Below are 20565 nucleotides of genomic sequence, written 5' to 3'. Positions count from 1 at the left end.
CTGCGGCTCTCTCACACGACCCGCAGGGCGCGGACGGGGCGGCCCGGCCGGACGGCCGGCGGGCGCGGGGCCGCGAGGACCGTGGGAGCCGGCGGTGCCGGGTCGAGGGTGACCACGGACGCGCCGACCGGCTCGCACAGCCCGCGCAAGACCGATTCCGACAGCCGGATGTACGGCTGGGCTTCTCCCAGGACCGCGGTCAGCCGGTCCGTGGTCGTGAAGGCGACGGCGGTCCGTGCGCCGAGCGGCGTCCGGAACAGCCGGATCACGGTCTCCGGGCCGGTTCCCGACCGGACGGGTACGTACAACGGCCCGGTCGGGGCCGGTTTCTCGGGCTCGGGATCGTCGTCGTACCGGAACAGACACATGGGCTCTCCCTGGGAGCGGTGCACGGTGGGAGCGGCCCCGGTCGTCGCCGTGACGCCGGCCGGGCCCGTCCGTCACCGGAGCCTTTCCCGCCGTCCGCCCTCCCGACGCGGCTCTGACGCCGTCCTGACGGCGCGTGGCCGATTTCGTACGCCTCACTGACGCGGGAGTACCGACCGACCGGCCCCGCGCCGCACCTGTCAGCCGTGGCTTCGGGTACGCCCGAGGAGCCCAGGGGAGGGGTCAGCCGACGAACGCCTTGACCTGACCGTAGACAGTGGCGTCGGTGTGCACCTGGGAGTGCCCCAGGCACGCCGTCTTGGTGTTGACGGCACCGGTCAGCGGCACGCTGCTGTCGGGGTTGACCACGCTGTCACACGGAGACCACCAGGTGGCGTACCGCGAAGCGCCCGGAGTCTCGTCGCCGGAGTTGAGGGTGGTCAGGAAGGCCGACCCGGGACGCATCTCGACGCAGGAGGCGCCTCCGCAGAAGTAGGCGAGGTCCGTGCCGTGGTTGGGGCCGGCGAGCGAGACCCACGCGTCGACCTTGGCGTCGCCGCCGAGGTTCTTCGTGTAGTAGCGGGAGGAGAGGCCCCCCATGGAGTGGGTGACGACGTCGACCTTCGCCGCTCCCGTGGCGGCGAGAACGCGGTCGATCTCCTGGGCGAGCTGCGAAGCGGTGGTGGCGTTGGACTGGTTGGTGTTGTAACTCCACTGGTCGAGGCGGCTGGTCGGCCACCCGTCGGCGGCGAAGCGGTCGGCCATGGTCTTCCAGGTGGAGCCGTCGGAGTTCCAGCCGTGCACGAACACGATCGGATCGGGGGCGGCGCTCGCGCCGGGCTCGGCCCCGACCGACGGTGCGGTGACGGTGAGCCCGAGGACGGCTCCGAGTGCGAGGCTGCCGACGGCGAGGCGGCGCGGAACGCGCATGGTGGTACTCCAGTACGTGGGGGCTGACTGAGGGGGAAGGGGTGCGGCGACCTGGAGCCCGGTGAGAAGGCGCACGGGTGGGGCCGCTTGCCGGAGATCACAACGACGGTCGGCCGCTCAGGTTGTCGTGGCGTACGCCGCCCGGGTGCCAGAGGGGCGCCGCCCGGACGAGGGCGGGCGGGGCGCGCAGCTTCCGCGCCCCGCCCACCCGGCGTCGGGTGGCAACGGAGCCGTCCGGGGTCAGAAGCGGGTGAAGAGGAGCTTGTTCGGCGAGCCGGGTCCTACGTCCTCGATCCGGCCGCGGGTGGCGTTCCCGACGAGCGCGTTCCGCACCTCGGCGGGCGTCGCCGTCGGGTGGGTGTGCAGATAGAGGGCGGCGGCGCCCGCGGTGTGCGGGGACGCCATGGAGGTGCCGCTGATGGTGTTCGTGGCGGTGTCGTCGTCGATCCACGCGCTGGTGATGTCGACGCCGGGGGCGAACAGGTCCAGGCACCTTCCGTAGTTGGAGAAGGAGGCTCGCCGGTCGGAGTCGTCGGTGGCGCCGACGGTGATGGCTTCCCGGACCCTCGCGGGTGAGATGTCGCAGGCGTCCTCGGGCCGTCCCAGGTAGTCGCCGTTGCCGGCCGCGACGGCGTAGGTGACGCCGGAGGCGATGGAGTTCCGCACGGCCTCGTCGAGTGTGGGATCGACGCCGCCTCCGAGGCTCATGTTCGCCACCGCCGGTTTGACGGCGTTCTCGGTGACCCAGTCGACTCCCGCGATGACGCCCGAGAGGGATCCCGATCCCTCGCAGTCCAGGACGCGCACACCGATGACCTGGGCTCGTTTCGCGACACCGAAGACGGTGCCGGCGGCGGTGGCCGCCACATGGGTGCCGTGCCCCTGGCAGTCGATGCCGTTCTGGCCGTCGTCGATGGTGTCGATGCCGATGGAGGCGCGTCCCTCGAAGTCACGGTGCGAGGTGAGCAGGCCGGTGTCGATGACGTACAGCCGCACGCTCCGCGCCCCGTTGGCCCAGGTGTACGTGTAGTTCAGGGGCAGGCGCCGCTGGTCGATGCGGTCGAGGCCCCAGGGCGGGTCCGTCTGCTCCCCGGAGACGGTGACCTTCGCGTCCTGCTCGACGCGGGCGACCCGCGGGTCCGCGGCCAGCTGGCGTGCCTGCGCCTGTGTCATCTCGGCGGCGAAGCCGTGGAGTGCGGTGCGGTAGACGTGGACGAGGCGACCGTCGGCGCGGCGGGTCAGTTCGCCGGCGAGCCCTTCGGTGGACGCGGTGCCCGGCTTGAGGGTGACGATCCAGCTGTCGGTGATCGCGCGCTCGGCGGAAACCAGCCGGACGTCCCCGGCGCCGGCCGCACCGAGAGCGGGGGAGCCGACGAGCTGTATGCCCACGCAGAGCAGAACCGCGGTGAGAAGAGCGCTCGTTCGGCGTGTGAGGCGGAGCATGCGGTGCATGGGAACCTTTCGTCGGCCGGATGACCCGGTGGCCGGGTGGCCCGCCGACCGGTCGGCCGGCGCGGGTCATGCGCGGTGGTACGGCTGAAGTGCCCCACCGGGGGCAGGGGGACGTGTGGAGTGCGTGCGGGCACGGCGCGCCGCAGCGCGCCCCGACGCGGGCACGGGTCAGGAGAGGGATGGGTTCGGATGAGGAGCTGTGCGGAGCGGGGCCGAGGGCGTGGCCCCCACACGGCCGCGACGCTCCGGGCCGCCGGTGACACCGGCGCCACGGCGGACAACAGGACGTTCGGCGACGGTTGTCCGCCTGCATGAAAGTCTGCTCGCGCCGCCCACGGAGCGTCAAGAGGCGTGTACGGAGCGTTAGGGGTTGTGCGCGTGATCCGCTATGCGTCGACGGACACCGTCGCCGGTGTTTGACTCGAAGATCGCCTCCAAGGTGGTCAAGGCCACGATTCCGGGGGCCGGATCCGTACGGGTGGTGGCCGAGTCGTGACGTGTCGCTGTTGGGCCGAACGAGTGAGGGACGCGAGGATGGGTGCATGAGTAGGTACGAGAGGTACGACGTCACCGACGAGCAGTGGGAGGGCCTGGCCCAGGTCGTGCCCCTGAGAGGCCGTGACGAATGGCCGTCCAGGGTGGATCACCGCGCGTTTCCCGAGCAGTACGAGACCGCCGAACAGCGCCGCATGATCGTCCTGCGCGTGCAGGTGTTCGCCGACGCCCGAGAGGTCGCCGAATACCTCATCGCCCAGATCCCCGTCCTGCTGGACCTGACCGGCGCGGACGCCGATGTCGCCAAGCGCATCCTCGACTTCAGCAGCGGCGTCGTCTTCGGTCTCGGCAGCGGCATGCACCGTGTCGACCGCAACGTCTTCCTGCTGGCCCCCGCCGGCACCGAGGTGGAGGGCACGGCCGAGGCCACGTCGGAAGACGACGAGGTGGGGGCCGGTGTCCCCCGATCGTAGGAAGGTCATCACGGCGTAACGGTTCGTCATACAACGGGCTGCGTACCGTCCGATCATGGACTTCTCCGGCAGCCCCACGCCTGACTCCGCCACTCCCGCGTCCCCACCGCCCTCCTCCGCTTCCCGCGTCCCCGCCCCCGCCGGGTCCCGAGCCGCGGTCTCCACCCCTGCCACGGCCACCACGCGTGACGTGGCGCGGAACGTCCCCGGGGGCTCCCCCCGGCGGCCCGCCCGCCCCGCCGTCACCGAACTCCGTCTCTCCGCCTTCGCCTCCCACCGCGGCGCCGTCTATCCGCTCGGACCCGTGACGCTGTTCACGGGAGCGAGCGGGAGCGGAAAGTCGAGTGCCCTGCGGGCCTTCGAGGCGCTGGCCCGGCTCGGGGCGGGCGAGGACCTCGCCTCCGCCTTCCCCGACGCGGTCGGCTGCGTCCCCGAACGGGCCCGCTCCGACGCGCAGGGGAGGCGGGGGTTCCGGATCGGCTGCACCGTCGACGGGCCGGCCGGGCCCGTCCATCTCGATGTCGCCGTGCAGGCCGAGCCCCAACTCCGCATCGTCGGCGAGCGGCTCACCTGGCGCGGCCGGACGCTGCTCACCACCGCCCTCCGCGACCCCGGCCGCAGCACCGTCCAGGCCGAATGGCACACCGCCGGGGCCACCCCCGTCACCCGCGCACCCCTCCCGGACGACCTGCTGGGCACCGCCCTGCTACCGCTGCGCGTGGCCGGCAAGACGAAGGGGCAACTGGAGGTGCTGGCGGCCGCCGAGCAGGTGGTGGTCGCGCTCCGCTCGGTCTTCGCCTGCGACCCGCAGCCGCGCCGGATGCGGGCACCCGTCCCGACGGGGGAGGGGCGGCTGCACCGCGGCTGTGGCAATCTCGCCGAGGTCCTTCATCGCACCCGCACCGGCTGCCCGCGCCGCCACGCGAGGCTGGCCGCGATCGCGAGCGCCGGCTGCGCCGGGCCGGTGACCGGGCTCGGCGTCGAGGAGCTGCCCGACGACACCGTACGAGCCGTACTGGAACGGGCGGCCAGGACCGCGGACTTCCAGCGGACAGAGGGGGCGGCGCCGACGGAAGAGAGGGGAGGGGCGGAGGGCTCACCGGAGGCGGCGCGGCTCCAGGCCGCGACTCCGCTGGGCAGGCTCGGCGACGGCGAACTGCGCTATCTGGCCCTCGCGCTCGTCCTGCTCACCGGTCCCGGCGTGCTCGCCATGGACCAACTCGCCGAGGTTCCCGACGCGATGAAGACCCTGTCCGTTCTCGTCGACGGCTTCGACCGAGGCCTCGACCGGCGCCAGGTGCGCGCGCTGCTCGGACTCGCCGCCGACATCTGCGCCGACGGCCACATCCGGCTCGTCGGAACGATCGGGGAGGCGGCCGCGGCGGAAGCCCGGGAGACGCCCGGGGTGTCGGTGGTAGACCTGGAGCCGTGAGTGAACTGGATGTAGCGGGATTGCAGCGCAGGCTGGCCGAGTTCGCCGCGTCGCGGGAGTGGCAGCCGTTCCACAAGCCGAAGAACCTGGCGGCGGCGCTGAGCGTGGAGGCGGCCGAACTGCTGGAGATCTTCCAGTGGTTGACTCCCGAGGAGGCGGACCGGGTGATGGAGGACCCGGAGTCGGCGCACCGGGTCGCCGACGAGGTCGCGGACGTACTGGCGTATCTGCTCCAGTTCTGCGGCTCCCTCGGCGTCGATCCGCTCGCCGCGCTGGCGGCCAAGATCGACCGCAACGAACTCCGTTTCCCCGTCGGCCGACCGCCGGGACGGGCCGGGCGCGCCGTCGAAGAGGGTGATCGTCACTCTTCGGAGTGATCGGCTTCGCCCTGCCGAGCTTCCTGTCCACAGATTTCCGAATTCCTCTGGAGTTTGGGCTCAGGGTCATTCACTCTGGGTAATGAATGAGTGGGCAGTAAGTCGTACGAACGGGGGCCGCGGACATGGAAGCGGAGCGACTCATCGCGACCGGCAGGCACGCGCTGGCGCAGAGCCGGACGGCGTTGGACATCGTGGCGGAGGCCTGGCAGACCCAGGCCCTCGCCCAGGCGATAGGGAGCCATCTCGCGCTCTGCGGACCGCTGGAGTTGCGGGGCGAGGCGCGCGGACTCAGTGAGATCGGCGGGGTGCGCGGGACGGTCGACCATCCCGTGCTGCGGGCGGGCGGCCTCAGAGCCGCCCAGCTCACCGAAGTCGGCAACGCCTGCGCGGCGTTGACGGCGCTGAGCGCCCTGCTCGGAGAAGTGGGGATCGCCCTCGTCGGGGTGGCCTGTGCCACGGACGAGGAGGGCCTGTACTGGCAGTGCATCGAGGCGATCGACGCCGCCGACGAGTCGAACGACCGGGTCTGCGGGATGCTGCGCCGGATCGCCGTGCGCGACCGGGACCGGCCGCCCGACCCGGCCCGCGGCCGGACGGGACCGATGGCGGGCTCGCCGTGAACGCGGGGCGCCGGAGAGGGGTGTGCAGGGACGCGGCAGGGGGCGACCGGGGTCGCGAGAGCGGCGGTCCTTCCCGGAGAGGTCGGGCGCGGGAGCGTCGCGACGGCCACGGCCACCGTTGTCCGGGCGGGCGGCGACGCCCCGCCGGGTCAGGGGCGACCGGAGCGCCGTCAGGCAGGCCGGCCCGGTCGGATGGACGGGGACGGGGACCGGGCGGGGTGGAACGAGCGCGTCGGTACGGCGGGCCGGAGGTGAGGGAGGGGTCAGAAGGAGAGGCCGCCGGCCCGAGGGGGCGCGGCGGGTCCGTCGGCCGGGCCGTCCGCGGGATTCCGCGTCTCTTGGGCGCCTCGCCGGCTCTCCGGACTCTCCTGTCCTTCTTGGCGGTCCGCGGAGGACTGCAGGTCGGCGTCCAGTCGAGAGAGGTCGGCGGTCAGTGCAGCCATCAGCTCCTCCATCTGCTGGAGCAGGCCCTTGGGGGCGCCGGTGCCCTTCTGCTCGGGGACGGACGGGTGCGCCGACTGCTCGGGCGTCGTCCGTTCGGGAGCGGATTCCTGGGACATGGCGGCCTCCTCGGCCCAGGCCCCTCCGGCAAGGAGGGACCACACGTGAGAACGACGCGCCGACAGGGGCCGCCGGCGCGCGGGCCGGGCGGTCCGGCTCCGCCCGGGCAACGACGGGTGCCGGGCCACGGTCACTGGCCCGGTGGGCCGTGGCAGGCCGGAAAGGGGATATTCACCCGCCCGGGCACGTGGAGACCGCCTGCTGACGTACCGGTTGACAGGCCACCCGAAGGTGCAGGATGGAGGCATGGATCTTCGAATCTTCACCGAGCCCCAGCAAGGGGCCGACTACGACACCCTGCTCACCGTCGCCAAGGCGACCGAGGACCTCGGCTTCGACGCCTTCTTCCGCTCGGACCACTACGTCAGCATGGGCTCCGGCGACGGTCTCCCCGGGCCGACCGACGCCTGGATCACCCTGGCCGGCCTGGCCCGGGAGACCCGGCGGATCCGCCTCGGCACCCTGATGACCGCGGGCACCTTCCGGCTTCCGGGAGTCCTGGCCATCCAGGTCGCCCAGGTCGACCAGATGTCCGGCGGCCGAATCGAACTGGGCCTGGGCGCGGGCTGGTTCGAGGAAGAGCACCGGGCCTACGGAATCCCGTACCCCAAGGAGAAGTTTGGCCGGCTCGAGGAGCAGCTGGCGATCGTCACCGGGCTCTGGGGCACGGAGGTCGGCAAGAAGTTCTCGTACGAAGGGGAGTACTACCAGCTCACCGATTCACCGGCGCTGCCGAAGCCGGCGCAGTCCAAGGTTCCGGTGCTCATCGGCGGACACGGTGCGACCCGCACCCCGCGGCTGGCCGCGCGGTACGCCGACGAGTTCAACATCCCGTTCGCCTCGCTGGAGGACAGCGACCGGCAGTTCGGCCGCGTCCGCGCCGCGGCCGAGGCGGCCGGCCGTCCCGCCGACGACCTCGTGTACTCCAACGCGCTGGTGGTGTGTGTCGGCAAGGACGACGCCGAGGTCGCCCGCCGGGCCGCGGCCATCGGGCGCGAGGTGGAGGAACTCAAGGCCAACGGCCTGGCCGGCTCTCCCGCCGAGGTCGTCGACAAGATCGGCCGGTACGGCGCGATCGGGGCGTCCCGGATTTACCTCCAGGTCCTCGACCTGGACGACCTGGACCACCTGGAGCTGATCTCCTCCCAGGTCCAGTCGCAGCTCACCGACCGGAAGGAGTAAACGAAGAGGGGGAAGCAACAGCAGGGACGTGACCGTAGGGGGAGGACGGCAGGGAGGACACCGTCATGACCGCCACGCCAGAGCCGGACCCGTACCCGTACCCGAGGCTGGAACCAGAGCCGGGGCCGGGCCCGGGGCTGGGCCGCTCACTGGCCGAAGCGCTGGCCGCGGAGGTGCTCGTCCTCGACGGGGGCCTCTCCAACCAGCTCCAGGCGCAGGGCTGCGACCTCTCCGACGCACTGTGGTCGGCACGGCTGCTCGCCGACGGACCCGAGCAGATCGAGGCCGCGCACACGTCGTACGTCCGCGCCGGTGCCCGGGTGCTGATCACCTCCAGCTACCAGGCCACCTTCGAGGGCTTCGCCCGGCGCGGCATCGACCGGGCGGGAGCGGCGCGGCTCTTCGCCCGGAGCGTGGAGCTGGCGCGGGAGGCCGCCGACGCTGCCCAGGCGGCGGAGGCGAGCGGGGCGGCCGCGGGGGTACGGCGACGGCAGGTGTGGGTCGCCGGGTCCGTGGGGCCGTACGGGGCGATGCTCGCCGACGGCAGTGAGTACCGGGGACGGTACGGGTTGTCGGTCCGGGAGCTGGAGCGGTTCCACCGGCCGCGGGTCGAGGCGCTCGTGGCGGCCGGACCCGACGTGCTGGCGGTGGAGACGGTGCCCGACACCGACGAGGCCGAAGCGCTGCTGCGGGCGGTCGAGGGGTGCGGGGTGCCGGTGTGGCTCTCGTACACCATCGACGGAGAGCGGACCCGGGCCGGGCAGGGGCTGACGGAGGCGTTCGCGCTCGCGGCCGGCAACGACCAGGTGGTCGCGGTGGGGGTCAACTGCTGCGAGCCGGAGGACGCCGCCCGGGCCGTTCCGGTCGCCGCGGCGACCGGGAAGCCGGTGGTCGTCTACCCCAACAGCGGGGAGCGGTGGGACGCGCGGGCGCGGGGCTGGCGCGGGCCCGTCACCTTCGACGCCGAGTCGATGCGGGAGTGGCCGGCGGCCGGGGCGCGGCTCCTGGGTGGCTGCTGCCGCGTCGGGCCCGACCGGATCGCCGGGCTGGCCGCCGCCGTGGCGCCCCGGCCCTGAGGAAAATGCCTGGTCGCGGGGGCGGTGGCGGACCATACTCGGACGTGTGTTCCTGACGATCAGTACCACCGGCACCCATGAACGTCCCGCGACCGATCTGGGCTTTCTGCTGCACAAGCATCCCGACCACGCGCAGACGTTCTCGACCTCGCACGGCACGGCTCACGTCCTCTACCCCGAGGCGTCCGTCGAACGGTGCACCGCCGCCCTCCTCCTCGAGGTGGACCCGGTGGCGCTGGTGCGGCGCGGCAAGGGCAAGGGCCGGGGCGGTGCCCCCGACTCGGCGCTCGCGCAGTATGTGAACGACCGGCCCTATGCCGCGTCCTCGCTGCTCGCGGTCGCGCTCGCCACGGTCTTCAAGAGCGCCCTGCGCGGGGCGTGCAAGGCGATGCCCGAGCGGGCCGCCGAGCCGCTGCCGCTGCGCATCGAGATCCCGGCCCTCCCGGCTCGTGGGGGAGGCGCCGAACTGGTCCGCAAGCTGTTCCGCCCGGCCGTCGAGGGCGGGGGCGGGGGCGGGGCGCCGCGCTGGGACACGGTCGAGGCGGAGCCGGTACGGCTCGACACCGCGTTCCCCGAGTGGGGCGATTCGCGCTATGTGCGGCTCGTCCTCGAAGGGGAGATGCGGCTCGCCGACGCGCTCAACCAGCTCTATGTCCTGCTGCCGGTGCTCGATGACGCCAAGCACTACTGGGTGGCGCCGGACGAGGTCGACAAGCTGCTGCGCGCCGGTGACGGCTGGCTCGCCGAGCACCCCGAGCAGAAGCTGATCACCAGCCGTTATCTCTCCCGCCGCTGGAGCCTGACCCGTGAGGCGATGGAGCGTCTGGAGCTGGTGCGGCTGGCCGAGAGCGAGGGCGTGGACGTCGACGAGGTCGACAACGCCGTCGACGAGACGACGGACACCGACGAGCGGCCGGTGCCGCTCGCCGAGCAGCGGCGCGAGGCGATCCTCGCCGCGCTGCGGTCCGCCGACGCGGCCCGGGTCCTCGACCTCGGCTGCGGGCAGGGCCAGTTGGTGCAGGCGCTCCTCAAGGACGTGCGCTTCACCGACATCGTCGGCGTCGACGTGTCCGTACGGGCGCTGACGATCGCCGGGCGCCGGCTCAGGCTGGAGCGGCTCGGCGAGCGGCAGGCCGGCCGGGTGAAGCTGATCCAGGGCTCGCTCGCGTACACCGACAAGCGGCTGACGGGCTATGACGCGGCGGTGCTGAGCGAGGTCATCGAGCACCTCGACCTGCCGCGGCTGCCGGCGCTGGAGTACGCCGTGTTCGGCTCGGCCCGGCCCCGCACGGTCATCGTGACCACCCCCAACGTCGAGTACAACGTCCGCTGGGAAACGCTGCCCGCAGGACACGTCCGGCACGGCGACCACCGCTTCGAATGGACCCGGAAGGAGTTCCGCGACTGGGCGGCCGGCGTGGCGGAACAGTACGGCTACACCGTCGAGTTCAGCCCGGTCGGACCGGACGACCCGGAGGTCGGTCCGCCCACCCAGATGGCCGTCTTCTCGCAGGAGACGAACGACACCCGGACGGCCGGCCGGGGCGTCAGGACCGACGCCGACGACAAGACCGACCCCGACGGCAAGGCCGAAAGCGACCGCACGACGGACGGCGGCCGCACGGCCGAATCCGACGGCAAGACCGACCCCAACGGCAAGACCGACCATGACAGCCGGAACGCCCGGACCATCACGAAGGAGGACACGGCATGACCGACACCGTCCGCACGCTGCCCGTCACCGACCTGTCCCTCGTGGTCCTGATCGGTGCCAGCGGCTCCGGCAAGTCGACCTTCGCCCGGCGCCACTTCAAGCCGACCGAGGTCGTCTCCTCCGACTTCTGCCGCGGGCTCGTCGCCGACGACGAGAACGACCAGAGCGCCAGCCGCGACGCCTTCGACGTCCTGCACTACATCGCGGGCAAGCGACTGGAAGCCGGCCGGCTGACCGTCGTCGACGCCACCAACGTGCAGCAGGAGTCCCGGCGCCAGCTCGTCCAGCTGGCCCGCCAGTACGACGTCCTGCCGATCGCGATCGTGCTCGACGTCCCCGAGGAGGTGTGCCAGGCGCGCAACGCGGCCCGCCCCGACCGGGCGGATATGGGACGCCACGTCGTCCAGCGCCACCGCCGCGAACTGCGCCGTTCGCTGCGCGGTCTGGAGCGCGAGGGCTTCCGCAAGGTCCATGTGCTGCGCAGCGTCGAGGAGGTGGAGGCGGCCGAGGTCGTCCGGGAGAAGCGGTTCAACGACCTGCGGCACCTCGCCGGCCCCTTCGACATCATCGGCGACATCCACGGCTGCCGCTCCGAGCTGGAGACCCTGCTCGCCAAGCTCGGCTATGTGGACGGCCACCACCCCGAGGGACGGACGGCCGTCTTCGTCGGCGACCTCGTCGACCGGGGTCCCGACAGCCCGGGCGTCCTGCGCCGCGTCATGGGCATGGTCGCGGCCGGCGACGCGCTCTGCGTGCCCGGAAACCACGAGAACAAGCTCGGTCGCTGGCTCAAGGGCCGCAAGGTCCAGGAGACCCACGGCCTCGCCGAGACCATCGAGCAGCTCGGACACGAGAGCGAGGAGTTCCGCACGGAGGTCGGCCGGTTCATCGACGGACTCGTCAGCCACTACGTCCTCGACGAGGGCCGGCTGGTCGTCTGCCACGCCGGTCTGCCGGAGAAGTACCACGGCCGTACCTCCGGCCGGGTGCGTTCGCACGCGCTGTACGGGGACACCACCGGCGAGACCGACGAGTTCGGGCTGCCCGTGCGCTACCCGTGGGCGGAGGAGTACCGCGGCCGGGCGACCGTCGTCTACGGCCACACCCCCGTGCCGAACACCTCCTGGATCAACAACACCATCTGCCTCGACACGGGCGCCGTCTTCGGCGGGAAGATGACCGCGCTGCGCTGGCCGGAGCGCGAACTCGTGGACGTACCGGCGGAGAAGGTCTGGTACGAGCCGGCCAGGCCGCTGGCGACCGAGGCGCCCGGCGGGCACCAGGGCCGTCCGCTCGACCTGGCCGACGTGCACGGCCGCAGGGTCGTGGAGACCCGGCGGATGGGCAACGTCTCCGTGCGGGAGGAGAACGCCGCGGCGGCCCTTGAGGTCATGAGCCGGTTCGCCGTCGACCCTCGGCTGCTCGCCTACCTCCCGCCGACGATGGCGCCGACCGCGACCTCGAAGGCGGAGGGTTATCTGGAGCACCCGGCGGAGGCGTTCGCGCAGTACGCCGCCGACAAGGTCGAGCGGGTCGTGTGCGAGGAGAAGCACATGGGCTCGCGGGCCGTCGCGCTCGTCTGCCGGGACGCGGAGGCCGCACGGGAGCGGTTCGGCGTGGAGGGGGCGACCGGCTCGCTGCACACCCGCACCGGACGGCCGTTCTTCGACGATCCCGCGGTGACCGAGCAGGTCCTGGACCGGCTGCGGACCGCCGTCTCGGCCGCCGGACTCTGGGACGAGTTCGACACGGACTGGCTGCTCCTCGACGGCGAACTGATGCCGTGGTCGCTGAAGTCGGCCGGGCTGCTGCGCTCGCAGTACGCGGCCGTCGGCGCCGCCTCGCGCGCCGTCTTCCCCAGCGCGCTCGGCGCGCTGGAGCGGGCCGTGGCGCGGGGCATCGGCGGCGAGACCGAGGCGCTCCTGGCCAAGCAGCGGGAACGGGCGGCGGACGCGGAGGCGTTCACCGAGGCGTACCGCCGCTACTGCTGGCCGACCGAAGGGCTCGACGGGGTGCGTTTCGCGCCGTTCCAGGTCCTCGCCGTGCGGGGCCGCTCGCTGGCGGCCGTGCCGCACGACGAGCAGCTCGGGTGGCTGGACCGGCTGGTCGAGCACGACCCGACCGGCCTGCTCCAGGTCACGCGCCGGCTGATCGTCGACACGGGCGACGAGGAGTCGGTGCGGGCCGGTGTCGACTGGTGGCTGGAGATGACGGCGGCCGGCGGCGAGGGCATGGTCGTCAAGCCGCTGGCGGCGCTGGTCCGGGGCGGCGACGGCCGGCTGGTCCAGCCGGGCGTGAAGGTCAGGGGACGGGAGTACCTGCGGATCATCTACGGCCCGGAGTACACCCGCCCGGAGAACCTGGAGCGCCTGCGCAACCGCTTCCTCGGCCACAAGCGCTCGCTGGCCCTGCGCGAGTACGCCCTCGGGCTCGAGGCGCTGGATCGGCTGGCGGAAGGGGAGCCGCTGTGGCGGGTGCACGAGGCCGTGTTCGCCGTGCTCGCGCTGGAATCGGAGCCGGTGGATCCGCGGTTGTGAACCGGGCGCGGAGGCGGGGCGGAGGCGGGCCGGCGGCCCAGGGACGACGAGTCGGCCCCGCCTCCGCCCCGGTCACCGGTCACCGGTGACCGCCACCGGTGACCGGCCCCGCCGTCCCTGGACCGCCGGCCGCCCCCGCCCCCAGGAGCGGGTATTCGCCGGTATCTCGTCGCGGAGACGGCGTAGGGCGGTTCGCTCCGTCAGGATGGGGGAATGGGATTCCATGTCGACTCCGAGACCGGGCGGCTGCGCCGCGTCATCCTGCACCGGCCCGATCTGGAACTGAAGCGGCTCACACCCACCAATCGGGACGCCCTCCTCTTCGACGACGTGTTGTGGGTGCGGCGGGCCCGCCATGAGCACGACGGTTTCGCGGACGTCCTCCGTGACCGCGGGGTCGAGGTGCACCTCTTCGGCGATCTGCTGCGGGAGGCGCTGGAGCTGCCCGAGGCCCGTTCGCTCGTACTGGACCGGGTGTTCCACGAGAAGGAGTACGGACCGGCCGCCGCCGACCATCTGCGCACCGCCTTCGACGCTCTCCCACCGGCCGCGCTCGCCGAAGCGCTCGTCGGCGGGATGACGAAGCGTGAGTTCCTGGCCGCGCACCGGGAACCGACCTCGGTGCGGTTCCACGTCATGGACCTGGACGACTTCATCCTCGGGCCGCTGCCGAACCACATCTTCACCCGCGACACCTCCGCCTGGATCTACGACGGCGTCTCCATCAACGCCATGCGCTGGCCCGCCCGCCAGCGCGAGACGGTCCACTTCGAGGCGATCTACAAGCACCACCCGCTGTTCACCGGCCCCGCGGCCGGGGCGTTCCACCACTGGTCGGAGGGGCAGGCCGACTACCCCTCGACGATCGAGGGCGGCGACGTCCTGGTCATCGGCAACGGCGCGGTCCTGATCGGCATGAGCGAGCGGACCACTCCGCAGGCGGTCGAGATGCTGGCCCGAGGCCTGTTCGCCGCCGGCTCGGCGCGGACGATCGTCGCGCTCGACATGCCGAAGCGGCGCGCGTTCATGCACCTCGACACCGTGATGACGATGGTCGACCACGACACCTTCACGCAGTACGCGGGGCTCGGCATGCTCCGCTCGTACACGATCGAGCCGGGCGACGAGGGCCAGTCGCTCCGGGTCACCGACCACCCGCCGGAGCAGATGCACAGCGCGATCGCGGCGGCGCTCGGTCTGCAGGACATCCGGGTCCTCACGGCGACCCAGGACGTCCACGCGGCGGAGCGCGAGCAGTGGGACGACGGCTGCAACGTCCTCGCGGTGGAGCCGGGGGTGGTGGTGGCGTACGAGCGGAACGTCACCACCAACACCCATCTGCGCAAGCAGGGCATCGAGGTGATCGAGATCCCGGGCAGCGAGCTGGGGCGGGGGAGGGGCGGCCCCCGCTGCATGAGCTGCCCGGTGGAGCGGGACGCCGTGTGACGGCGGGCCGCGACGGCATGCCGTGACGCTGCGGGACGCCGTGTGGGGGCGGGCCCTGGCGGCGTACCGTGACGCTGTGTGACGGCGGGCCCGGGCGGCATACCGACGGCCCCGGGCCGACGGAGTCAGGTGGGAGGGGAGCCGGTTCAGTGGCCCGCATCACTGTATAGGAATACTGGCCTACGTATAGACTTCCATCGTCAACCGTCGCCGTCCCCGTTCGCGAATACAGGAGCGCCCCCATGGCCACTGACCTCATCGGCCGCCACTTCCTCAAGGAGCTGGACTTCACCGCCGAGGAGTTCCGCGGTCTGATCGCCCTGGCCGCCGAGCTGAAGGCGGCGAAGAAGGCGGGCGCCGAGGTCCAGCGGCTGCGCGGCAGGAACATCGCCCTGATCTTCGAGAAGACCTCGACCAGGACCCGGTGCGCCTTCGAGGTCGCCGCCGCCGACCAAGGGGCCTCCACCACCTACCTCGACCCGTCGGGATCGCAGATCGGGCACAAGGAGTCGGTGCGGGACACCGCCCGTGTCCTCGGCCGGATGTTCGACGCCATCGAGTACCGGGGCGACAGTCAGGCGAACGTCGAGGAGCTGGCCGTCTCGGCGGGCGTCCCCGTCTACAACGGCCTGACGGACGACTGGCACCCCACCCAGATGCTCGCCGACGTCCTCACCATGACCGAGCACGCGGACAAGCCGCTGGACGCGATGGCCTTCGCCTACCTCGGCGACGCCCGCTTCAACATGGGCAACTCCTACCTGATCACCGGAGCCCTGCTCGGCATGGACGTCCGTATCGTCGCCCCCGCGAGCTACTGGCCGGCCGACGAGGTCGTCGCCCGCGCCCGCAAGCTCGCCGAGACGAGCGGCGCCACGATCACCCTGACCGAGGACGTCGCCGAGGGGGTGCGCGGCGCCGACTTCGTCGCCACCGACGTGTGGGTGTCCATGGGTGAGCCCAAGGAGGTCTGGGACGAGCGGATCGCCGCCCTCTCCCCGTACGCGGTCACGATGGACGTCCTGCGCGCCACCGGAAACCCGGCCGTGAAGTTCCTGCACTGCCTGCCCGCCTTCCACGACCTCGGCACGGTCGTCGGGCGGGACATCTACGCCCGGCACGGTCTGACCGAGCTGGAGGTGTCCGACGAGGTCTTCGAGTCCGAGCACTCCGTGGTCTTCGACGAGGCCGAGAACCGCATGCACACCATCAAGGCCGTCCTGGTCGCCACGCTGGCGGGCTCCGGCAGCGGTCGTTAGCCGGCATCGGCGGGGCGCCGCCGAGCCGGCCGCGCGCCGATCGCCGAGCGCCCCCGCCGTGCCTCGGCGGTGTCCGGGCCACGGGTTCGGCGGTGTCCGGGCCGTGCCTGGGCGGTGTCCGGGCCACGGGTTCGCGGTGTCCGGGTCGTGCCTCGGCGGTCTCTCGGCCGCACCTCGGCGTACCTCACCCCATCGCCTCCGCATATGCCGCACGATCTTCGTGCACACCTCTGTTCCGCCGGGGGCGTCGAATGGCAGGGTGTCGGTAGGCGGTTCTCCGCTCTCCCCTCCTCGGGAGACGGGCCGCGCCGGCCCTCCTTCGCGTCGCTCGCGGGAGTGAGCCGCACCGCACCTCCCGGCTCCCCACGGGAGGCACGGTGCATGCCCGCACCACTTCCCGTACGTACGCTCACCCCTCCTCGGGGCGGCGCTGCCGCGGCAGCGCCGGAAGCGTGAACCAGACCGCCTTCCCCTCGGGCGTCGGGCGGTGCCCGCAGTCACTGCTCAAGGCGCGGATCAGCAGCAGACCCCGGCCGTGCTCCTGCCAGGGATCCTGCTCCTCGCCCGGCCCCGGACAGGCCAGTTCTCCGGGCCCCATCGGGCGCCGGTCGTGCACCTCGACCTGGCAGCCGCCGGGCAGCAGCTCCACGACCAGCTCGATGGGGTCCTCGTCGTCCGTGTGCTCGACGGCGTTCGCCACCAGTTCGGCGGTCAGGAGCTCGGCCGTGTCCCTGTCGGCGCGGGCGTCGAGCTCCGCCATCGCGGTACGGATCAGCGCGCGGGCGATCGGGACGGCGGCCGTGGTGTGCGGCAGCTCGATGCGCCAGCAGGCGGGGCCGGGGCCGGGGGCTGGGAACACGGCGGGTCCGTTCGGGCTGGAAGGCTGACAGCGGGGAGCGGGCGGGGAGCGCGCACGTGGTCCGGGCGCGGAACGCACGTGGTCTAAACGTCTTACTTTCAACCTTACGAAGTCAAAAACGGGTCGCCAGAGGCGGACGCCCGGGAGGGCGTGGACCTGATGCCGCCCGAGCGCGGGACCTTCGCCCGGTGGCGTACCGACGTCCGTCTTGTTGCGCGTTCATGACGACAGTCACATATCAGTGATAAGGTTCCCCTCGGTGATGCCGTGTACACGCGCGCTGAGGGAGGCCGTCCCGTATGAGCCCTTTCACCGGTTCCGCACCCCGCACCGACGACTGGCGGCATCTGCGCCTGGACATCGACGACGGGGTCGCCACCGTCACGCTCGCCCGCCCCGAGAAGCTGAACGCCCTCACCTTCGGCGCCTACGCCGACCTGAGGGACCTCCTCGCCGAACTGTCCCGGGAGCGTGCCGTGCGCGCCCTCGTCCTCGGCGGTGAGGGGCGCGGCTTCTGCTCGGGCGGGGACGTGGACGAGATCATCGGCGCGACCCTCTCCATGGACACGGCCCAGCTGCTCGACTTCAACCGGATGACCGGTCAGGTCGTGCGCGCGATCCGCGAGTGCCCGTTCCCGGTGATCGCCGCCGTCCACGGCGTCGCCGCAGGGGCGGGCGCGGTCCTCGCCCTCGCCGCCGACTTCCGTATCGCCGACCCCAGCGCCCGCTTCGCCTTCCTCTTCACCCGGGTCGGCCTCTCGGGCGGCGACATGGGGGCCGCGTACCTGCTGCCGCGGGTCGTCGGCCTCGGCCACGCCACCCGGCTGCTGATGCTCGGCGAGCCCGTCCGGGCCCCCGAGGCGGAACGCATCGGCCTGCTCAGCGAACTCACCGAGGAAGGCGGCGTCGACGCCCGGGCCGCCGAGCTCGCCCGGCGCCTCGCCGACGGCCCCGCCCTCGCCTACGCGCAGACGAAGGCGCTCCTGACGGCCGAGCTGGACATGCCCCTCGCCGCCTCCGTCGAACTCGACGCCGCCACGCAGGCGCTGCTCATGAACGGCGAGGACTACGCGGAGTTCCACGCGGCCTTCACGGAGAAGCGGCCCCCGAAGTGGCAGGGCCGCTGACATGGCGGACCCGCACGCTCCGACTCCCGCGTACGCTCCGACTTCCGCGGACCGTCCGACTTCCGAGCGCGCTCCGACTCCCGCGTACGCTCCGACCCCCGCGCGGCAGCAGGCCGCCGCAGACACCACGGCCCGGCCGGACGCGACGGACCCAGCACTCTCGCCCGCCCCGCCGGAGGCGCCCCGCCGCCCCCTCCGGGTCGCCGTCATCGGGGGCGGGCCCGGTGGGCTCTACGCCGCCGTGCTGCTCAAGCGGCTCGACCCGGAGCGCGAGGTCACCGTCTGGGAGCGGGGCGCTCCCGACGACACCTTCGGCTTCGGCGTCGTCCTCTCCGACGAGACCCTCGGCGGCATCGAGCACGCCGACCCCGCCGTCCACCGGGCGCTGCAGGACGAGTTCGTCCGGTGGGACGACATCGACATCGCCCACCGCGGGCACCTGCTCACCTCCACCGGTCACGGCTTCGCCGCCCTCGGCCGGCGCCGCCTCCTGGAGATCCTGCACGCCCGCTGCACCGAACTCGGCGTACGGCTCCGCTTCCGCACCCCGGCCCCGCCCGCCGCCGAGCTGGCCGGCACCCACGACCTGGTCGTGGCGGCCGACGGCGTCCACAGCGCGACCCGCGAGGCCCACGCCGACGTCTTCCGTCCCCGGCTCACCACCCACCGATGCCGCTACATCTGGCTCGCCGCCGACTTCGCCTTCGACGCCTTCCGCTTCGAGATCGCCGAGACCGAACACGGCGTGATGCAGCTCCACGGCTACCCCTACTCCCGCCCCACGCCCGGCCCCGCCTCCCCCGACACCGACACCGACACCGACACCGACACCGACACCGGCACCGGCACCCCCGCCCCCGCCTCCGCCGGAATGGACGCCCCCGCGCCCGGCGCCTCCACCGTCATCATCGAGATGCGCGAAGAGGTCTGGCAGGCGGCCGGTTTCGACGAACTGGACGAGACGGAGTCCATCGCCCGCTGCGCCAAGTTCTTCGCCGACACCCTCGGCGGGCGCCCCCTGCGCTCCAACAACTCCGTCTGGACCGCGTTCCGTACGGTCGTCAACGAACGCTGGTCGCACGGCCCGATCGTGCTGCTCGGCGACGCCGCCCACACCGCCCACTTCTCGATCGGCTCCGGCACCAAGCTCGCCGTCGAGGACGCCCTCGCGCTCGCCGCCTGCGTCGAGGAACAGCCCACCCTCGCCGAGGCGCTCGCCGCCTACGAGACCGAGCGCCGGCCGGTCGTGGAGTCCACCCAGCGCGCTGCGGCCGCCAGCCTGCGCTGGTTCGAGGAGGTCGAGCGGTACCTCGACCAGCCGCCCCGGCAGTTCGCGTTCAACCTCCTCACCCGCAGCCGTCGCGTCACCCACGACAACCTGCGGCTGCGTGACCCCGCCTTCACCGACGCGGTCGAGCGCTCCTTCGGCTGCCCGCCCGGCACCCCGCCGATGTTCACCCCCTTCCGGCTGCGCGGACTGACCCTTCGCAACCGTGTCGTCGTCTCCCCGATGGACATGTACGTCGCCGAGGACGGCGTCCCCGACGACTTCCACCTCGTCCACCTGGGGGCCAGGGCCCTCGGCGGCGCCGGGCTCGTGATGACCGAGATGGTCTGCGTGAGCCCCGAGGGCCGGATCACGCCCGGCTGCACCGGTCTCTGGACGGACGAGCAGGCCGAGGCGTGGAGCCGCGTCACCTCGTTCGTGCACACCAGATCACCCGGCACCGCGATCGGCGTCCAGCTCGGCCATTCCGGACGCAAGGGTTCCACCCGCCGGATGTGGGAGGGCATCGACCAGCCGCTCCCGGACGGCAACTGGCCCCTCACGGCCGCCTCCCCGCTCCCGTACCGCCCCGGTGTCAACCAGGTCCCGCACGCGCTGGACCGGGCCGGGAGGGCAGACGTACGGCGGGAGTTCACGGAGGCGGCCCGCCGCGCGGCCCGCTGCGACTTCGACCTGCTCGAACTGCACTGCGCCCACGGCTATCTGCTCTCCGGCTTCCTCTCCCCGCTGACCAACCGCAGGGACGACGCCTACGGCGGACCGCTCGAGAACCGGCTGCGCTTCCCCCTCGAAATCTTCGACGCGGTACGGGAGGTGTGGCCCGACGAACGGCCGATGACGGTCCGGATCTCGGCCACCGACTGGGCGGACGGCGGCACGACCGACGAGGACGCGATCGGGATGGCCCGCGCCTTCGCCGCCCACGGCGCCGACGCCATCGACGTCTCCACCGGCCAGGTCGTCCCCGACGAACGCCCCGAGTACGGCCGCTCGTACCAGACCCCGTACGCCGACCGGATCCGCGGCGCCGTCTCCGTCCCGGTCATCGCCGTCGGCGCGATCTCCTCCTGGGACGACGTCAACTCCCTGCTGCTCGCGGGCCGCGCCGACCTGTGCGCGCTGGCCCGCCCGCACCTCTACGACCCGCACTGGACCCTGCACGCGGCGGCCGAACAGGACTACCGCGGACCCGGGGCACCGTGGCCCGACCCGTACCGCGCGGGCAGCCGCACACCGCCCACGGGCCGCACCGACGCGCCCAAGCCGCGTCTCGCCCTGCACCTCGGCCCCTGACCGACGGACGGCGACCGGCCCCCGACCGACGGACGGCAACCGGCCCCTGACCGACGGACGGCGACCGGATCCTCA

At 72.7% G+C, this 20565-nt stretch carries 17 protein-coding genes; 12 read left to right on the top strand and 5 right to left on the bottom strand.

Features of this window, described 5'->3' with window-relative positions; all coding sequences use genetic code 11:
* Nucleotides 1-11 precede the first annotated feature (11 nt).
* From ACZ6RC_RS15020 to ACZ6RC_RS15010, 3 genes are all read right to left on the bottom strand, one after another.
* A complete protein-coding gene (locus tag ACZ6RC_RS15020; protein ID WP_391141616.1) occupies nt 12-368 on the bottom strand; it encodes an SAV_915 family protein in 357 nt (118 codons plus the stop codon).
* A gap of 241 nt (nt 369-609) precedes the next feature.
* Nucleotides 610-1296, bottom strand: a complete 687-nt coding sequence (locus ACZ6RC_RS15015) for an esterase/lipase family protein (protein ID WP_469582669.1) — start codon at nt 1294-1296, stop codon at nt 610-612.
* A 240-nt stretch (nt 1297-1536) separates the two neighbouring features.
* Nucleotides 1537-2748 (bottom strand): S8 family peptidase, encoded by a 1212-nt coding sequence (locus tag ACZ6RC_RS15010; RefSeq protein ID WP_469582666.1) that lies wholly within the window; start codon nt 2746-2748, stop codon nt 1537-1539.
* Nucleotides 2749-3290: 542 nt separating this feature from the next.
* Between ACZ6RC_RS15010 and ACZ6RC_RS15005 the strand changes: the two genes are divergently transcribed.
* From ACZ6RC_RS15005 to ACZ6RC_RS14990, 4 genes are all read left to right on the top strand, one after another.
* Entirely contained in the window at nt 3291-3716 is a 426-nt protein-coding gene (locus ACZ6RC_RS15005) for a cell division protein SepF (RefSeq protein WP_391141625.1), read from the top strand.
* Between the two features lie 55 nt (nt 3717-3771).
* Nucleotides 3772-5148, top strand: coding sequence for an AAA family ATPase (locus ACZ6RC_RS15000; RefSeq protein ID WP_469582661.1), 1377 nt, complete (start codon nt 3772-3774; stop codon nt 5146-5148).
* Nucleotides 5145-5525: a nucleotide pyrophosphohydrolase gene (locus ACZ6RC_RS14995; RefSeq protein ID WP_391141629.1), complete on the top strand. Its 381-nt coding sequence runs from the start codon at nt 5145-5147 to the stop codon at nt 5523-5525. The genes ACZ6RC_RS15000 and ACZ6RC_RS14995 overlap by 4 nt, the downstream gene beginning before the upstream one ends.
* Before the next feature lie 125 nt (nt 5526-5650).
* Nucleotides 5651-6148 (top strand): DUF6099 family protein, encoded by a 498-nt coding sequence (locus tag ACZ6RC_RS14990; protein WP_453612204.1) that lies wholly within the window; start codon nt 5651-5653, stop codon nt 6146-6148.
* A 263-nt stretch (nt 6149-6411) separates the two neighbouring features.
* Here ACZ6RC_RS14990 and ACZ6RC_RS14985 read toward each other — a convergent pair whose 3' ends face one another.
* Nucleotides 6412-6708, bottom strand: coding sequence for a hypothetical protein (locus ACZ6RC_RS14985; RefSeq protein WP_469582656.1), 297 nt, complete (start codon nt 6706-6708; stop codon nt 6412-6414).
* 247 nt (nt 6709-6955) lie between these two features.
* Between ACZ6RC_RS14985 and ACZ6RC_RS14980 the strand changes: the two genes are divergently transcribed.
* The 6 genes from ACZ6RC_RS14980 to argF all read left to right on the top strand — a co-directional run bounded on the left by ACZ6RC_RS14980 (nt 6956) and on the right by argF (nt 15923).
* Complete coding sequence (locus ACZ6RC_RS14980; RefSeq protein ID WP_453612200.1) at nt 6956-7891, top strand: LLM class F420-dependent oxidoreductase; 936 nt, start codon at nt 6956-6958, stop codon at nt 7889-7891.
* A 65-nt stretch (nt 7892-7956) separates the two neighbouring features.
* The gene (gene mmuM / locus ACZ6RC_RS14975) at nt 7957-8967 is read left to right on the top strand and encodes a homocysteine S-methyltransferase (RefSeq protein WP_469582652.1); all 1011 of its coding nucleotides are present in this window, start codon (nt 7957-7959) and stop codon (nt 8965-8967) included.
* A 46-nt stretch (nt 8968-9013) separates the two neighbouring features.
* The gene (locus ACZ6RC_RS14970; protein WP_469582648.1) at nt 9014-10681 is read left to right on the top strand and encodes a 3' terminal RNA ribose 2'-O-methyltransferase Hen1; all 1668 of its coding nucleotides are present in this window, start codon (nt 9014-9016) and stop codon (nt 10679-10681) included.
* Nucleotides 10678-13218 carry a polynucleotide kinase-phosphatase gene (locus tag ACZ6RC_RS14965; RefSeq protein ID WP_469582646.1) on the top strand — a complete coding sequence of 847 codons (2541 nt, stop codon included), beginning with the start codon at nt 10678-10680 and terminating at the stop codon, nt 13216-13218. The genes ACZ6RC_RS14970 and ACZ6RC_RS14965 overlap by 4 nt, the downstream gene beginning before the upstream one ends.
* A 213-nt stretch (nt 13219-13431) precedes the next feature.
* Complete coding sequence (locus tag ACZ6RC_RS14960; RefSeq protein ID WP_453612191.1) at nt 13432-14664, top strand: arginine deiminase; 1233 nt, start codon at nt 13432-13434, stop codon at nt 14662-14664.
* Between the two features lie 242 nt (nt 14665-14906).
* The gene (gene argF / locus ACZ6RC_RS14955; RefSeq protein ID WP_391141644.1) at nt 14907-15923 is read left to right on the top strand and encodes an ornithine carbamoyltransferase; all 1017 of its coding nucleotides are present in this window, start codon (nt 14907-14909) and stop codon (nt 15921-15923) included.
* Nucleotides 15924-16332: 409 nt separating this feature from the next.
* On the opposite strand, the gene ACZ6RC_RS14950 is transcribed toward argF, so the two are convergent.
* Nucleotides 16333-16782, bottom strand: coding sequence for an ATP-binding protein (locus ACZ6RC_RS14950; protein ID WP_469582642.1), 450 nt, complete (start codon nt 16780-16782; stop codon nt 16333-16335).
* 299 nt (nt 16783-17081) lie between these two features.
* Between ACZ6RC_RS14950 and ACZ6RC_RS14945 the strand changes: the two genes are divergently transcribed.
* Together ACZ6RC_RS14945 and ACZ6RC_RS14940 are read left to right on the top strand one after the other, a co-directional pair.
* Nucleotides 17082-17909, top strand: coding sequence for an enoyl-CoA hydratase family protein (locus ACZ6RC_RS14945; protein ID WP_391141647.1), 828 nt, complete (start codon nt 17082-17084; stop codon nt 17907-17909).
* Between the two features lies 1 nt (nt 17910).
* Entirely contained in the window at nt 17911-20490 is a 2580-nt protein-coding gene (locus tag ACZ6RC_RS14940) for an oxidoreductase (protein WP_469582638.1), read from the top strand.
* The last annotated feature ends 75 nt before the right edge of the window (nt 20491-20565 follow it).

This window comes from Streptomyces sp. NPDC048353 (genome assembly GCF_055587165.1).
This window is presented reverse-complemented; position numbering and strand designations above follow the sequence as displayed.